Genomic DNA, 14,543 nt, shown 5'->3' with positions numbered 1-14,543 from the left:
TTCACCCGGCCGCCGCGACCGCATCGCCGCTGAAGGAACGCGCGAGCGCCAGGATGAACCAGGTGATGACGCCAAGCCCGACCGACAACGCGGCTGATATCGAGAAATTCGCGGCCAGCGTAAACTCGGTATAGATCAGCATCGGCAGCACATCGATATTGGTCGCGAGCGTAAACGCCGTTCCAAACGCGCCCATCGCGGTGGCGAAGGCGATCGCGCCTGACGCCACGAAGGCCGGCGCCAGTGCAGGCAGCACAACATCGCGCTGCACCGCCCATGGACTGGCGCCGAGCGAACGCGCGGCCTCCTCCAGCCTGACATCGAGCTTCTGTACCGCCGCCATGATGGTGAGAATGACGCGCGGGATCGAGAAATAGAGATAGCCGAGAAACAATCCGTAGATCGAATAGGCAAACACCCATTTTTCCCCGACCAGCAATTTGGTGATATCCCCGATCAACCCTTGGCGGCCGGCCAGCAGAATGATCATGAAGCCGACCACGACACCCGGAAACGCCAGCGGAAAAGTCAGCATCGCAATCAGCACCGCGCGGCCGGGGAAGCGATGGCGCTGCAGGAACATTCCGGCGATGGTCGCCACGATCAATGTGACCAATGTGGTCGCGGCCGCCAATAGAACCGTATTGATCAGGGTCGCCCGGTAGCGCGGTTCGGTCAGGATCGCGAGATATCCGGCCAAGCCTTGCGGCCCATCGGCGCTGGTCACCACCAGCCGCACCATCGGCAGCAGGAAGAAGGCCGCCGTCACCACGGCCAACGGCAGCAGGCAGAACCAGACGAAAGAGCGATGCGACATCAGGCGATGCTGCCCTTCCCTCAGGGCCAAGTCTAGATCAAGTCAACGGACCTCGGCGAGATAGCGGTCCACAAAGCCTTTCTGCACGCTTTCCATCTCGCCCCAGTCGACGCTCTTGGCGCGGGCATAGTCGCTGTCGGGCAAGAACTTGTTCTTGACGGCCGCCGGCAGTTCGATCGGGCGTGCCGGGCGCAGATAGGCGTTGGTCCAGATCGCCTGCCCCTTGTCGGACAAGAGATAGTCCATGACCTTTTTGGCCTTGTCCTTGTCCGGCGCGTTTTTCACCAGACCGACGACATAGGGAAACACCACCGAGCCCTCGCAGGGGATCACGAATTCGAAGTTGCCTTTCTCGGAGTATTTGGCGCGATAGGCATTGAAATCATAATCCAGCAAGATCGGCATCTCGCCCGAAACCACGCGCGCATAAGATGTCTGCTTGGGGACGAGCGGGTCGTTCTTTTTCAAATCCTTGAAAAAGCCGATCGCGGGATTGAAGTCCTTGGACGAGCCGCCCAGCGCGATGTTGATCGCCACCGCACCGACATAGCCGACCGCCGCCGAGCTCGGATCGAGATAGCCGACCATGCCCTTGTAATCGGGCTTCAGGAGATCCTTCCAGCACGCCGGCACCGGTTTGCCGCCAAGCGCGTCCTTGTTGACGAACAGGCCCAACGTGCCGGAATGGATCGTGGTCCAGTAACCGTCAGGATCCTTCAATCCGGCCGGGACCTCATCCCATTTGGCGGGCTTGTAAGGCTCCAGCGCGTCCTGCGCCTTGGCTTTCATGCCGAAGGTAACGCCGAAATAACCGATATCGCCGACCGGATTGCTTTTCTCGGCAAGGATCTGCGCCAAAGCCTGGCCGGAATTCTTGTTGTCGTGCGGGATGTCGTAGTTGAGATCGGTTTTGATGGCCTTGAGCATGGAGGCCCAGTCGGCCCATTCCGGCGGGCAATTGTAGCAGATGATGTCAGCCGCTTTGGCGGACTGCCAGGATGCGCAAACGCACAGCGCAAGCAAGATCAGGACAAAACGAACCGATTTCATGGAAAAGCTCCGATGCGGAAAGAGGCACTTGGATCGGACGATCAGCAGTAGGGTAAAGCGGCGAAGTATAGGCGGTATATGAAAGATTTGTGACACGGCGCATTTGGCACCGAAGCTACAGAACCTTCGCCCTCACCTGCGTGACGATAATTTCGGCCAGGATGACCACGACAAAGATCGCGAGCAGAACCACCGCGACCTGATCCCAGTACAACAGATTGAGCGCGGTCTCGAGCGCGACACCGATGCCGCCGGCGCCCACCAGACCAAGCACGGCGGATTCGCGGATATTGATGTCCCAGCGAAACAGCGCGATCGACCAGAAGGCCGGGCGAACCTGTGGCCAGTAGCCCAGCAGCAGGATCGAGAATTTCGAGGCGCCCGCGGCGGTCAGCGCCTCGATCGAGCCTTGATTGGCCTCCTCCAGCGCCTCGGCGAATAATTTGCCGGTAAAGCCGATCGAGCGGAACGCGATCGCGATGGTGCCCGCCAATGGTCCGGGCCCGAACACCGCGACGAACAGCAGCGCCCAGACCAGCGAATTGATCGAGCGCGAGGTCACGAAAACGAATTTGGCGAACAGATTGAGTGGAAGGCTTGGCGTGACGTTGCGCGCGGCGAGCAATCCGACGGGCACCGCGAGCACGATCGCGATCACGGTCCCTACCGTGGCGATATGCAGGGTTTCGATCAGGCTCGTGATCGTGGGCTTGATGTAATTGGGATCGAGCGGCCACATCCGCCTGAACAGATCGGCCATCTGTTCCGGCGCGTCGTAGAGAAATTCCGGAATGACATCGATGGTCCGCACCGAGATGACCAGTGCCGCGACCGCGAAGAGATAGAAGGCAAATCGCGACAGCCGTTTCAACGGCGTGAAACGCTGCCACTCCCGGTCGAGATGTTCGGTCACCGTCACTGGAACACCTTGCGCGCCCAGCCGGACAATATTTCGGCCAGCATGATGAGGCTGACGATGACGATCAGGATCGCCAGCACCACGTCGAAATCAAAACGCTGATAGGCCGTGAATAGCGAAGCGCCGATGCCGCCGCCACCGACAATGCCGACCATCGTCGAGTTCCGCAAATTGGAATCGAGCTGGTAGGTCGCAAAGCCGATGAAGCGCGGCAGCACCTGCGGCTGCACGCCCATGATCAGGACGCTGAGGAACCCGGCGCCGGTGGCCCGCACCGCCTCGACCTGCTTGGCGGAAATTTCCTCGATCGCTTCGGCGAACAGCTTTGAGATGAAGCCAATCGACGCCACGATCAAAGCCATTACGCCCGCCAGTGCGCCAAACCCGATCGCTTTGACAAAGAGAATGGCGACAATGATGGGATGAAACGAACGGCACAGCGCGATGAAGCCCCGCGCGGGCCAACTGATCCAGCCCGGCATCAGGTTGCGCGAGGCCATCAGACCGATCGGCAGCGAAACCAAAATGCCGGCGAAGGTGGCGATCACAGCGATCTGCAGGCTCTCGGCGATGCCGCTGGCGATCAACTGCCAGCGGGTGAAATTCGGCGGGAACATCCGCTCCAGAAAGCGCTGGCCGTGTTCGAGCCCGGCGGAAAACCGCGCCGGGCTGAAGCCAAGCTGCGCGCAGGCATAGACCAGATACAGCGCGAGCAGGCACCAGCCGAGCCGCGCGCCCCAGTTCACGGCGAACGGCTTTGGCCGGTCTGCATTCTGGTTCGCGACGTCGCTCATTCCATCCAGTTCTCGCCGCCGTAAATCTGCTTTAGATGCGCCTCGGTCAATTCCTGCGGCGGGCCGTCGTAAACCACCTTGCCGCCGGACATGCCGACCACGCGCGAAGCGAAGCGCCGCGCCAGCTCGACATTGTGGATGTTGACGATAACGGGGATGCCGCGCTCGCTAGCGAACTTGCTCAGGATCTCCATAATCTCCACGGAGGTCTTGGGATCGAGCGACGACGTCGGCTCGTCCGCCAGGATAATCTCAGGCTCCTGCATGATGGCGCGCGCGATGCCGACGCGCTGGCGCTGCCCGCCGGACAAGGCATCGGCCCGCCGGGTCGCGAAATCAGGCAACCCCACCGCATCGAGCAGGTCGAAGGCGCGGGCGATATCCCCAGGCGGAAATTTGCGCAGCCACGCACGCCACGCCGGCACGTAACCCAGTCGACCGCACAGCAGATTTTCCATCACCGTCAGCCGTTCGACCAGATTGTATTCCTGAAACACCATCCCGATCCGCCGCCGCGCGTTGCGAAGCGCCCGCCCGGACAGCTTGGCGAGGTCCTGACCACGGAACAGGATTTCTCCCGAGGTCGGCTGCACAAGCCGGTTGATGCACCGGATCAGCGTGCTCTTGCCGGTGCCGGAGGGACCGATGATCGCCGTCAGCCCGGAACCCGGCAGCACCAGATCGATTCCCCTCAGCACCGGAGAACCCTTGCGGTATTCCTTGGTGAGCCCGCGCAATACCAGCGCGCGCGAGTCTTCTGCAGATCCAACCCCCGGCGCGATTTCAGATGCCTGCATCACGGCTTCTTCGGCTGCTCGGCCTTCTTTTTGGCGGCTTCGGCTTCTCGTGCCGCTTCCTTTTCATAGGCGGCCTTGTTGTAGGGCGTGCCGGAATCCTCGGCGACTTTCCGCACGATCGCCCACTCCTTCAAATAGGTGATCGGGAAGAAACGATCGTCGCCCTCGAAATCCTTTTGCATCTCGGGCGGGAAACGGAAATCGTAAAAACACTTCTTCAGCCTGTCGGCGATCTCCGGCTTGAGGTCGTGCGCGTAGGCGAAACCGGAACTCGGAAACGTCGCGCTGCGATAGATGATGCGGAAATCATCCCCCTTGAGCGTCCCGCGCGCGACCATGCGGTCGAACACGTCGGAGGCGACGGCGGCGGCCTCGTAGTCGCCGGAGCCGACGCCCAGCGCCGACTTGTCATGACCGCCCGAAAAGATGATCGGATAGTCCTCGCCGGGCTTGAGCCCCTCCGCCGGAAATAACGCCTTCGGCGCGAGGTTGCCGGAGTTCGAGGATGGCGCGGTGTGCGCGAATTTCTTGCCTTTGAGGTCGCTGAGTTTCTGGAACGGGCTCGAGCTCTTGACGATGACGATGAGGTTATAGCCCTCGACGCCTTTTTCGGTTCCCTTGGCGGCAAAGGGAACCGCGCCCGCCATATTGACGGCGAACCCGATCGGTCCGGTCGAAAAGCCCGCAACCGTCAGCCGGCCGGAGCGCATCGCCTCGATCTCGGCCGAGTTCGATTGCACGGGGTAATAGACCACGCGCTTGTCCATGCACTTGCCGAGATATTCGGTGAAGGGCTTGAAGGCGTTTTCGTAGACGGCGGGATCTTCCACCGGCGTATAGGCGAACACGATCACGCTGGGATCCCGGGTTTTCGCCGGAATATCGGCGACGAGATCGTTGTCGGCATCGCAATAGGCGTCGTCGAGCTGACCGCGATTGGCGCAATCCGCTGCCAATGCCTTGGTGGGCAAGAACGCCGAGGCAGCCAGTGCCAGAACCGCTGCAACGCAATATGACTTCATGAATTCGCTCCCCCGAGCACGAACGACAATGCAATCTGTCTACTCATCCAGCCATTAGATGGCAATTGTCGGTCCGGTGAAGGTACTCCGCAGCGGGGCACCGGGAGGGATAGTTGCGGTGCTTTGACGCAGCTTCAGCCCGTCATCCGGGACAGCACCTCGTCGCGCTTGATCCACTGATGCCAGGCCACCGCGGCGAGGTGCACCGCCACCACAACCGCGATCACCCATCCACCCCGATCGTGGAGCAACTTTCCCAATGCGCTCAGATTATCATCATGCGCCAGCAGACGCGGCCATTGGAATAAGCCGAACCAGGGCAAGGAAAAGCCACCCGGCGCCGAGTAAAGATATCCGGTGACCGGCATGAAAAGCATCAAGCCATAGAGGGCAACATGGCCGGCGCGGCTAGCCAGATGGGTCAGCCGTCCGAGCGGCGCGCGGTAGAGCGGCTCGCCGGCCACCAGACGCCACACCACGCGCACGATCAAAAGAGCGAAAATCGTAAAGCCGAGCGACTTGTGTATTTCCAAAATACCCTGGCGCGGCTGATGTCCGGCCGGCAGGAAGGACGATATCGCACCCAATGCGATCGCAACCACTATCAGCGCGGCCATGATCCAGTGCAGCCAGCGTTGCACCCGGTCGAACCGGTAGCGGGATTCGCTCGGGTCGGAGTCCAGAGTTGGTGAAGTCATTCCTCGCGCCGCCTAGGTCAGATGACAAATCAATTTGGATAATAGATGAACTAAACCCCTTCGCCTATGTCGCCTACTGGCCGACCCGGAAGTCGATAGCTCCGAAGATATTTGGTCGGATGGGCTTGCAGTGGTCTTTCGATGTCGTGACAGTTAAATTGCGACATTCTGATCTTCGGGGCGGACATGCGGCGGCGGGAATTTATTGCAGGCATCGGCGGCGTGGCTGCGGCATGGCCGATTGCGGCACGCTCGCAGCAGGCAACGCCGGTGGTCGGGTATCTCAGCACGAGGTCATCCGCGAGCGATGAACCCTTGCTGACCGCGCTTCGTCAGGGGCTGAGCAAGATCGGCTATACCGAGGGGAAAAACGTAAAGTTCGAACTTCGCTTTAGCGAGGGTCAAAATGATCGCCTGCCGGCGCTCGCTGCGGATCTGGTCCGCCGCAACGTGTCCGTCATCGTCGCCGCCGGTGGAGAACTGACGGCGCCGGCCGCCAGGGCTGCGTCTGCGACGATACCGATCATCTTCACCGTCGCTGATGATCCCGTCAGGCTGGGCCTGGTCGCCAGCCTCAACCGCCCGGGAGGAAACCTGACCGGCGTCGCCAGCTTTCTGGGTGAGTTGGGACCCAAACAATTCGGATTGCTTCGCGAGCTGGTTCCCAAGGCCGGGACAATTGCCGTGCTCGTCAATCCCGGTGAAACCTGGTCCGAGCCATCCGCCAGCCTCATACAAGAGGCCGCGCGAGCCCTCGGTCAGCAGTTGATCATTCTTAAAGCAAACACCGAGCCCGAAATCGATGCCGCCTTTGCCACGCTGGTCGAGGCGCACGCTGGCGCACTGCTCGTCATGGCCAGTCCTTACTTCTTTACCCGCGTCAGTCACATCATTGAATTGGCGGCCCGCAACGCAACGCCCGCCATCTATTTCCGCCGCGAAATCGCGGAAGCCGGGGGCATGGCAAGTTACGGAACCAGCACTGACGAACTTTACGGCCTGATGGGTATCTATGCCGGCAAGATTCTCGGTGGTGCAAAGCCGGCCGATCTGCCGGTCATGCAACCGACCCGGTTTGAGTTGGTCGTCAACCTCAAGACCGCAAAAGCGCTGGGTCTCGACATTCCCGCGACGCTGCTTGCCCGCGCCGACCAGGTGATCGAATAGATGCACAATTGCCGCGGCATAAATCGATCCGCGACATCAGTTCAGCCCGCCGCCGATTTCACGAATTCCCACAACCCCTCTTCCCGCTCCGCAAAACCATTATCGCAATGGATATCGAGCGTGCCGACATTTTTTGCAGTCTCACCGCATAATTGCCCTCGCCCAATGGTTGATTGTGGATAGGATGCCTTGACTAAACCTCGGGGGAGCAATGAAGCGGCGAGCGTTTATGGCGGGGCTGGGAATTGCGGCTGCGCTACCGGCAATTTCACGCGCCCAGCAGACAATGCCTACGGTCGGATTTCTGAGCACGCGCTCCGCCGATGAAGCCGCAAGCCATACCAACGCCTTTCGCCGCGGCCTCCAGGAGATGAGTTATGTCGAGGGCCGCAACGTCAGCATCGAGTATCGCTGGGCGAATGGCGATTACAGCACTTTGCCGTCATTGGCCGCCGAACTGGTCCGCCACCCCCTTTCGGTGATCGTGGGCGCAGGCGACCCGGCCGCGCGAGCAGCCAAGGTTGCGGGCTCACCGGATCATCCCCTTGTCTTTCTCGTCGGCGAAGATCCGGTGCGCGCAGGCCTGGTCACCAGCATGAACCGGCCGGGAACGGCCACCGGCGTCAACTTCTTCACGGGCGACCTGGGTGGCAAGCGGCTGGAGCTCCTCTGTTCGATGGTACCATCGGCGCAAACCCTGGGGTTGCTGGTCAATCCGCGTTTTGGCACCGAGGTGGTTGAGCAGCATCGGCAGGCGGTTGCTGCCGCAGCCAAGGCGCTCAGCCGCGAGTTGGTCGTGCAAGAGGCGGCAACAGACGCCGAAATCGAAACGGCGTTTGCCACTTTGACGAAGGCCGGGATTGCCGGGCTGGTCGTACAGAACGATCCGTTCTTCGACTCCCGTCGAGGCCACATATTGGCGCTATCATCTCGTCATGGGTTGCCCGGCATTTTCCACATCCGCGAGTATCCGGCGGATGGCGGACTGCTGAGCTATGGTGCCAGCCTTTCCGATACCTATCGTCAGCTCGGCGTCTACGCCGGCAAGATTTTACGCGGCGCCAAGCCGGACGATCTGCCCGTGCTACGACCCACTAAATTCGAGTTGGTGATCAATACGCAGACCGCAAAGACGTTGGGGCTTGCCGTGCCGCAATCCATTCTTGTTGCGGCCGATGAATTGGTCGAATGAGATGCGCCCAATAAATTCATGAAGCGGATCGAACCTGCCAAAACCTGAGCAACCTGCGCGCGTTTTCCACCGTTAGTTTGGCAAATTGATCCTGGGCTTTGGCCAGTTCATGCGGTCCCATTTTTCCGGCCGCGAAGCGGCTATCCAGCACCGCCCGCACGGTTTCCCAACCAAGCTCCGCTGCCTTGCAAGGGACCAAGATACCGTCGTCGCGAAGACTCTGCATCAGGGGCCTGACTACCTCAATCGTGGTTCGCGATAACTTGGCAAGCGCGGCCACGGTCTCTTCATATTGACGCTGGCTGGCAAATTCTAACAAGGTCGCTTCATTCAATTCGCCCTTTTCGTGCAGCAACGCCACGAAGCTCTTGGCCGCCGTAAAATCTCGAACTTTGGACATCTCGCGATCCAGTCCTGCCGAGGCGGCTGCAATCGCAGTTCGAATTTCCTCGAAAAGGTCCGCAGGCGCGCGCGACAGCAGGCTGGAGCGGACTGCTTCAGTTGCGCTGAGCAGGAGTTTCTGACGAAGCTCCCGGGGCAGATCGACCCGTATTCCGGTTTCGACAGCAAGTTCAGGATCAGATTCCGCTTGTGTCAGCACAATCGCAAATCCGGCGGCGGAAACGCGTGCGCCCGGGTTATTGATTATCCGGCGGCTAACAGCCGGGTATCGGCGAGCCAGGATCACATCGGTCACAATTTCCTTCAACCACCAACGGCCCGAAATGGCCAACAGGTGCTGCTCTCCTTTTGTATTCGCTATTTCGATCAGATCCTCGGCATTCAGTCGCGCGGATTCGGCCAAAACAGGACCGGCGATGGCGATCTCGTCATTGCCCGCAAGGCGACGAACGACAGATGGAGGCGCCTGGGCCAAAGGAGCAAGCTGACTGCTCATTTCGGCAAGAGCAATGCGGGTGCTGACATCCGCAATCGCCCGAAGTTCTATCGTCTTTATGAGGCGATCGAGCACGCCATCGAACAAGTCAATCTGCTCGCTATTAAAATTGCCGGCGGACAGCAGAAAAAGATCCGTCACGCGCTTGATCGTCTCCAGACGCTTTTCCGGCGATCCGGCGCTTATCGCTGTTTCTACTTCGTCGACGATCGACAAAACTGCAGGTGACATCGCTCATCCTGAGCGTTAGAGCGCTATTCTAAGCGAATGATCACTTATAAAGAAATCGCCTAAACGTTTCGTAAAAGCGATTTTTTATCTGTATCGGTTGCGGATAATGCGGTCGCAGCTCAGGCCCGTCGACTGCCCCCGCTGTGTGGGTCGAGTATTGACGGTTTTAACCGGAGTCACCGCGGGCGTTGATCCTGCTGCAGCTCGGGAGGACTAACTTGCGTCGCTATCTTTCACGAACGCGACACCAATCCGGTTTTGCTTTATCCAGACGACCTGGCATCTTCGGACCCGGCGATCTGTTTCAGTCATTAATTGGAAGCGATCGGGAACGAAGGTCGCATTTGGGACATCGATTGCCGCACCATCCGCCGAAATATTGAGCACGCGACAACGTGTACTCGCTCCACCGCTTGAGAGATAAGCGACCTCATCAATTTCCGTGCGTGGATTTTCTCGCCGTTCTTCACCCCGCCAAATCGAGTCCTTGTTAAGAGCGCCACCGGAATCGCCCTCATAACTTTCCCGCAAATCAATGGTCATCATGGACCTCAGCTGACAGACCGAAAAACACCATTACATCAAACTTGAAGAGGTTGAGGCGATCTGCCATTCAATGCAAGCCTCCAGCACTTAAACAAAAGCCGCGTCGGCCAAAAGGCTGACGCGGCTTTTATCTTGAGAATCGGTAGACGATTGCCACATCACCTCTACCGCCTTTATATTTATATTATATTTAAATTCTTGGCGCCCGGTAAAACTATAGCCTTAAAAAAACGGAAGCCGGCGGAGACCTGATGTGTCGAGCCGGTGCATTAGCACCCTGTTAATACTGGCAACATAAATCGGCAGCAGATTTATTTATTTGTTATACGCGCAGGCCGTTTAATACGCCGGCATTATTCCAGGCTGCGTACAGGAAAGTCCTTATAGAGAAAACCGGGCGTGTCAGATGACCGAACCAACGTCGCTACTGGCGGAATTGGAAGGCGCGGTATCCAGAGGAACGGCCGAAAGCCGCCTGAAGGCTTTATGGCACGCGACCGATATTCTTATTGCAGGCCGGTACTCCGAAGATCAAATTTGGACTTTCGGCGAAGTCATCGGGCTACTTGCGGACGAAATTGAAATCGTTTCGCGCGTTCGGCTGGCTAATAAACTCGCCCCCAGCAATAATGCGCCGTTCAAGGTAATCAAGAAACTCGCTTTTGACGATTCGATCGATGTTGCGGGCCCCGTCCTTCGGCAATCCGAGCGGCTCGACGCCAAAATGCTGGTTGAAAATGCCAGATGCAAAAGTCAGCAACACCTGCTTGCGATTTCAAAACGGAAATCAATTTCCAATGACGTTACGGATGTTTTGGTCGCGCGTGGCAACAAAGAGGTCGTAACGTCCGTAGCCGGCAACGGCGGCGCGCGTCTTTCAAATTGCAGCTTTCTACAGCTTGTAAAGCGCTCGGAGGATGACTCTATTCTTGCCGAGCAAGTTGGCTTGCGCAAAGACATCCCCCGCCATCTCTTTCAACAATTGATTGCGAAGGCGTCCGAAGAAGTCAAAAAGAAGCTGGAGCGGGAGCGCTCCGAGATGGGTGGTCAGATTCAAACCGTGGTCACCGATGTCACCGGCATGATCCACGCAAAGTTCGGACCAGCATCGAAAAGCTACTTTTCCGCCAAACGCACCGTGGGGAAACTGCATCAATATGGCGAGCTGAATGAAGAGAAGATTTTTGAATTCGCCTATTCCCTCAAGTTCGACGAAACCGCGGTCGCCTTGTCCTTGTTATGCGCCCTCCCGATTGACGTCGTGGAGCGTGCGATGGTGGACAAGAACAGGGAAGTAATTCTGATTTTGGCAAAGGCCCTGGATCTCTCCTGGGCTACGACCATGTCTTTGCTGTTTCTGGGTGCCGATAAATGTCGAATAACCGCAGGTGACCTGGAAGCCCTGAAAAATGACTTTGCCCGGTTAAATGTTGAAACATCCAAAAAAGTATTGAAAGTTTATCAGTCTCGCAAGGAAATGGCTGCCGACACATCTACCCTTCGCCGCCTGCCCCAATTGCATAGCAACTGAATTCGAGCTGGCGCCCTCTGCGCAGCACCGCTCCGGCGGGCTTATTTGGGAAATTCCCACAGCCCCTCTTCCCGCTCTGCAAAACCATTGTCGCGATAGATATTGCGCGCGGGGATATTACGCGGCGTCGGGATGATGCGCCCGCGCAAAGGCAATGCATCCTTCATCGCGTCGAGGACATGGCGCAGGAACCTATGCTCGACGCCCATGCCGAGCGCACGGCAACTGATCGCAAAGCCTGTGATATCGCCGCCGTTGATGATTGCCGCACCGACCAGCCCGTGATCGCCGAGGCGATCCGACACGTCGATCGCAAAAATCCGCGCCTCCGGATTGCCGGCCAGCGCCGCCAATTCGCTAGAGGAGAACTTCCGGCCCGTGGTGTTGAACTGGGTGGTGCGCGCAAACAGCTCCCCGACCCGTTCCAGCCTGGTCGAGTCCGGCATGAGACGTTCGATCCGGCATTGAATGCGCAGCGACTCGATATATTGCGCCTCGCCCACCGTCTCGGCGCGCAATTGCTGCCGCGCGATCTGCGCCTTCACCAGCGCGCTGCGCGTGGCCGCCTCTGCGGTAATGACCGGTATCTGTAACCGCGGATCATTGAGCAGCCGGCGGCGCAGGCTGAAGGGATCCTCGCCCCAGACTTCCACCTCCGGCAATCGCTGCCGCACGCGATCGCGTTCCACCGGGCTGTCGTCGATGAACAGGAACGTATCGAGCGCGAAGCCCAATTCCTCGGCGATCGAGCGGATATTGCCGACCTTGTCGTCCCAGTTGACGCGCCATGTGACAAAATCATCGGGCGTGAGCAGGCGTTGCCTGGGATAGTGATCGGGATATTTCCAGAGCTCGCGCACGGTCGCTTCGTCGTTCTTGCTCACGCAGGCCAGCACGACGCCGCGCTTCTTGAGGCTCAGCAAGGCTTCATGCAGGCCGAAATAGAGCCCGATATAGGAGAAAGCGCCGCTGACTTCCGGCGTCCAGGCAAAGGGACTGCCGGTTTCCGCGAGCACGCCCGGCCACAGCGTGCCGTCCAAATCGAGGATGACGCACTTCTTGCGCCCCACTCCCATCACCGTGACGAGCGCATCGATATGCTTCTCGGCGATCACAGTCTCGCGGCCGTAGGGATCGCCGCCCAGCGCCTGCACCAGCGGCGCGGTATCCGGAAAGATATTATGAACCGCGGCCTTTTCATTTTCCGGCCGCTGCAGCATCCATCCCGGCGAGCCGAAATGGGTGAAGCCGACCTGCCCGTCATCAAGCAGCCGCTCGGAGCCGACCGCCGCCAGTGCCGCCGCGACATCGATCACATAGACATCCGCAAAGGCGCTGGCGAGTTCGGCCAATGCGACATTGGTCAGGCGGAATCGCGTGCGATGTCCCTTGACGCCGCGCTCGGCCAGTCCCAGCGGCTGCACCGTCGGCTCCGGCAGATTGTCGATCAGGATCGGCGCAGAGGTTATCTCGCGCAACTTGCTCAGAAGCTCGGTGGTGTGGCCGATATAGGCCGCATGCGGATTGAAGCCGTCGATATCCTCGGCGACCAGATGGCGCGCGCGCAACGCGCCGATGAAAATCACGTCATGCTTGTGTTCGCTGGCAAACCTGATGTCGTCGGGGAATGTCGCGGAGACATGCAGATCGATGCCGCGGCGGGCCGCCTCGCGGCGCAGGAAATCGGCCTCCATCTGGATATCGCAATCGCCAAACAGAATGGCGTCGACGCGCTTGCCGGTGGCGCCGAGATCGTCGAGGCCGTACGCAGCCCCGACCGACCAGTAGGAAGCGACCCCCTCCTTTAACTCGCGCCGGTACTGCTCCAGCATCTCGGCGGGGTCGCGGCCGTGCTTGGACGAAAGCTCCGCGCCGATCGTCGCCAGCTCTTCCTCCGGCGTCTTTTCGGTCAATATCTGGCGCGACAGCAATTCCATGACGGTGCGCTCGACCACATCGCGCAACTCCGACAGCTTTTCGTCCGGCTGGGCAATCAGCGCCGCCATCGCCTCGCAGTCTTCAGGTATCCGTCGCGGCTGCGCAAAATGGTCGATCAGCGTGCTGACATCGGCGTCGGCAGGCAATCGCATATGGCTGATCGCATGCACGATCAGGGTGCGGTCCTTGCCAACCGGCAATTGATGAACGAAGCGGGAGCGGCGCAGAATCATATTGAGATCATACTTGAGATCATGCTTGGCTACAGGCTCGCCGGCCCGGCGCCTGGCATTATCTTTCATGCTCAAAAGATGAAACACCCTCTCCCCGGATGTCGGACGCAAGGCGTAAGATTTGTCCTCGACGCCAAAATCGAATCGTTGATGTAGCGCTCATGAAATTTTCAAAACTCTCGGTGTGGGACATCACGTATGCCGTCGACATGGCCATCGCATGCCTCATCACCTACTGCGTCATGGCATTCCTGCTGCCTCTCTGGGGCTGGCCCACCACATCCGTTGGCGAGCTTTGGGCGGTGATTTCCACCGTCTTCGTCTACAAGGATTCGCGCGTCCACAGTCTCACGGCAGGAATGGTGCGCCTGATGGCAACCTTCACAAGCTTTGTGTTGTGCCTGGTCTATCTCTGGCTGTTGCCCGCGACGATCGTCGGCATGGCGGCGCTGATCGCGATCGGCGTCCTGCTGATGTTTCTCATCGGCCGGCGCGACGAGGCGGGCTTAACGGCGATCACGATCGCCGTCATCATGATCGTCGCCGCCGGCAATCCGCAGGAAGCCGGGTTGCAGCCAATCCTGCGCCTTGTCGACACCGTCGTCGGGATTGCGGTCGGCGTCGCCTGCAAGTGGATCGATTCCTTTGTCTTTTATAGAATCACCGGCCAAGACGTGCGATGATCCTCGCCATCGGGTCCGTTCGCGACT

14 protein-coding genes are annotated in these 14,543 nt (G+C 59.2%); 4 read left to right on the top strand and 10 right to left on the bottom strand.

Translation table 11 applies throughout. The annotated features are described in order from the left end of the window. Window position 1: 1 nt before the first annotated feature. The 7 genes from HB676_RS14460 to HB676_RS14430 all read right to left on the bottom strand — a co-directional run bounded on the left by HB676_RS14460 (window position 2) and on the right by HB676_RS14430 (window position 6,097). The gene (locus HB676_RS14460; protein ID WP_213738485.1) at window positions 2-817 is read right to left on the bottom strand and encodes an ABC transporter permease; all 816 of its coding nucleotides are present in this window, start codon (window positions 815-817) and stop codon (window positions 2-4) included. Between the two features lie 42 nt (window positions 818-859). Then, a complete protein-coding gene (locus HB676_RS14455; RefSeq protein WP_213738484.1) occupies window positions 860-1,867 on the bottom strand; it encodes an ABC transporter substrate-binding protein in 1,008 nt (335 codons plus the stop codon). A gap of 115 nt (window positions 1,868-1,982) precedes the next feature. Further along, entirely contained in the window at window positions 1,983-2,786 is an 804-nt protein-coding gene (gene phnE, locus HB676_RS14450; RefSeq protein WP_213738483.1) for a phosphonate ABC transporter, permease protein PhnE, read from the bottom strand. Then, window positions 2,783-3,580 carry a phosphonate ABC transporter, permease protein PhnE gene (phnE, locus tag HB676_RS14445; RefSeq protein ID WP_213738482.1) on the bottom strand — a complete coding sequence of 266 codons (798 nt, stop codon included), beginning with the start codon at window positions 3,578-3,580 and terminating at the stop codon, window positions 2,783-2,785. Before phnE (HB676_RS14445) ends, phnE (HB676_RS14450) begins: the two co-directional genes overlap by 4 nt. Continuing rightward, window positions 3,577-4,377, bottom strand: coding sequence for a phosphonate ABC transporter ATP-binding protein (phnC, locus tag HB676_RS14440; RefSeq protein WP_213738481.1), 801 nt, complete (start codon window positions 4,375-4,377; stop codon window positions 3,577-3,579). The genes phnE (HB676_RS14445) and phnC overlap by 4 nt, the downstream gene beginning before the upstream one ends. Continuing rightward, window positions 4,377-5,399 (bottom strand): phosphate/phosphite/phosphonate ABC transporter substrate-binding protein, encoded by a 1,023-nt coding sequence (gene phnD / locus HB676_RS14435; RefSeq protein ID WP_213738480.1) that lies wholly within the window; start codon window positions 5,397-5,399, stop codon window positions 4,377-4,379. The genes phnC and phnD overlap by 1 nt, the downstream gene beginning before the upstream one ends. Before the next feature lie 134 nt (window positions 5,400-5,533). Then, a complete protein-coding gene (locus HB676_RS14430) occupies window positions 5,534-6,097 on the bottom strand; it encodes a cytochrome b (protein ID WP_213738479.1) in 564 nt (187 codons plus the stop codon). A gap of 186 nt (window positions 6,098-6,283) precedes the next feature. Between HB676_RS14430 and HB676_RS14425 the strand changes: the two genes are divergently transcribed. Beyond that, a complete protein-coding gene (locus HB676_RS14425; RefSeq protein ID WP_213738478.1) occupies window positions 6,284-7,264 on the top strand; it encodes an ABC transporter substrate-binding protein in 981 nt (326 codons plus the stop codon). Window positions 7,265-7,493: 229 nt separating this feature from the next. Next, window positions 7,494-8,456, top strand: a complete 963-nt coding sequence (locus HB676_RS14420) for an ABC transporter substrate-binding protein (RefSeq protein ID WP_213738477.1) — start codon at window positions 7,494-7,496, stop codon at window positions 8,454-8,456. A gap of 16 nt (window positions 8,457-8,472) precedes the next feature. Here HB676_RS14420 and HB676_RS14415 read toward each other — a convergent pair whose 3' ends face one another. Both HB676_RS14415 and HB676_RS14410 read right to left on the bottom strand, forming a co-directional pair. Next, complete coding sequence (locus tag HB676_RS14415) at window positions 8,473-9,585, bottom strand: DUF2336 domain-containing protein (protein ID WP_213738476.1); 1,113 nt, start codon at window positions 9,583-9,585, stop codon at window positions 8,473-8,475. 213 nt (window positions 9,586-9,798) lie between these two features. Beyond that, entirely contained in the window at window positions 9,799-10,128 is a 330-nt protein-coding gene (locus HB676_RS14410) for a PilZ domain-containing protein (protein WP_213738475.1), read from the bottom strand. Window positions 10,129-10,537: 409 nt separating this feature from the next. Between HB676_RS14410 and HB676_RS14405 the strand changes: the two genes are divergently transcribed. After that, the gene (locus HB676_RS14405) at window positions 10,538-11,662 is read left to right on the top strand and encodes a DUF2336 domain-containing protein (protein ID WP_213738474.1); all 1,125 of its coding nucleotides are present in this window, start codon (window positions 10,538-10,540) and stop codon (window positions 11,660-11,662) included. A gap of 41 nt (window positions 11,663-11,703) precedes the next feature. On the opposite strand, the gene HB676_RS14400 is transcribed toward HB676_RS14405, so the two are convergent. Then, window positions 11,704-13,902 (bottom strand): HAD-IIIC family phosphatase, encoded by a 2,199-nt coding sequence (locus HB676_RS14400; RefSeq protein WP_249780252.1) that lies wholly within the window; start codon window positions 13,900-13,902, stop codon window positions 11,704-11,706. 92 nt (window positions 13,903-13,994) lie between these two features. Here HB676_RS14400 and HB676_RS14395 point away from each other — a divergent pair, with 92 nt between their 5' ends. After that, window positions 13,995-14,516, top strand: a complete 522-nt coding sequence (locus HB676_RS14395; RefSeq protein WP_213738472.1) for an FUSC family protein — start codon at window positions 13,995-13,997, stop codon at window positions 14,514-14,516. Window positions 14,517-14,543: the final 27 nt, after the last annotated feature.

Origin of the sequence: Bradyrhizobium sp. dw_411 (genome assembly GCF_018449695.1) — a bacterium.
GTDB lineage: Bacteria > Pseudomonadota > Alphaproteobacteria > Rhizobiales > Xanthobacteraceae > Bradyrhizobium.
Note: the sequence above shows the minus strand (reverse complement) of the source record. Positions and strands in the feature narration are given on the sequence as shown.

Excerpts from the sequence above, each read along its gene's own strand:
- HB676_RS14460 (WP_213738485.1), bottom strand. The coding sequence starts at position 817 with ATGTCGCATCGCTCTTTCGTCTGGTTCTGCCTGCTGCCGTTGGCCGTG.
- HB676_RS14455 (WP_213738484.1), bottom strand. The coding sequence starts at position 1,867 with ATGAAATCGGTTCGTTTTGTCCTGATCTTGCTTGCGCTGTGCGTTTGC.
- phnE (WP_213738482.1), bottom strand. The coding sequence starts at position 3,580 with ATGAGCGACGTCGCGAACCAGAATGCAGACCGGCCAAAGCCGTTCGCC.
- phnC (WP_213738481.1), bottom strand. The coding sequence starts at position 4,377 with ATGCAGGCATCTGAAATCGCGCCGGGGGTTGGATCTGCAGAAGACTCG.
- phnD (WP_213738480.1), bottom strand. The coding sequence starts at position 5,399 with ATGAAGTCATATTGCGTTGCAGCGGTTCTGGCACTGGCTGCCTCGGCG.
- HB676_RS14430 (WP_213738479.1), bottom strand. The coding sequence starts at position 6,097 with ATGACTTCACCAACTCTGGACTCCGACCCGAGCGAATCCCGCTACCGG.
- HB676_RS14425 (WP_213738478.1), top strand. The coding sequence starts at position 6,284 with ATGCGGCGGCGGGAATTTATTGCAGGCATCGGCGGCGTGGCTGCGGCA.
- HB676_RS14420 (WP_213738477.1), top strand. The coding sequence starts at position 7,494 with ATGGCGGGGCTGGGAATTGCGGCTGCGCTACCGGCAATTTCACGCGCC.
- HB676_RS14415 (WP_213738476.1), bottom strand. The coding sequence starts at position 9,585 with ATGTCACCTGCAGTTTTGTCGATCGTCGACGAAGTAGAAACAGCGATA.
- HB676_RS14410 (WP_213738475.1), bottom strand. The coding sequence starts at position 10,128 with ATGACCATTGATTTGCGGGAAAGTTATGAGGGCGATTCCGGTGGCGCT.
- HB676_RS14405 (WP_213738474.1), top strand. The coding sequence starts at position 10,538 with ATGACCGAACCAACGTCGCTACTGGCGGAATTGGAAGGCGCGGTATCC.
- HB676_RS14400 (WP_249780252.1), bottom strand. The coding sequence starts at position 13,902 with ATGAAAGATAATGCCAGGCGCCGGGCCGGCGAGCCTGTAGCCAAGCAT.
- HB676_RS14395 (WP_213738472.1), top strand. The coding sequence starts at position 13,995 with ATGAAATTTTCAAAACTCTCGGTGTGGGACATCACGTATGCCGTCGAC.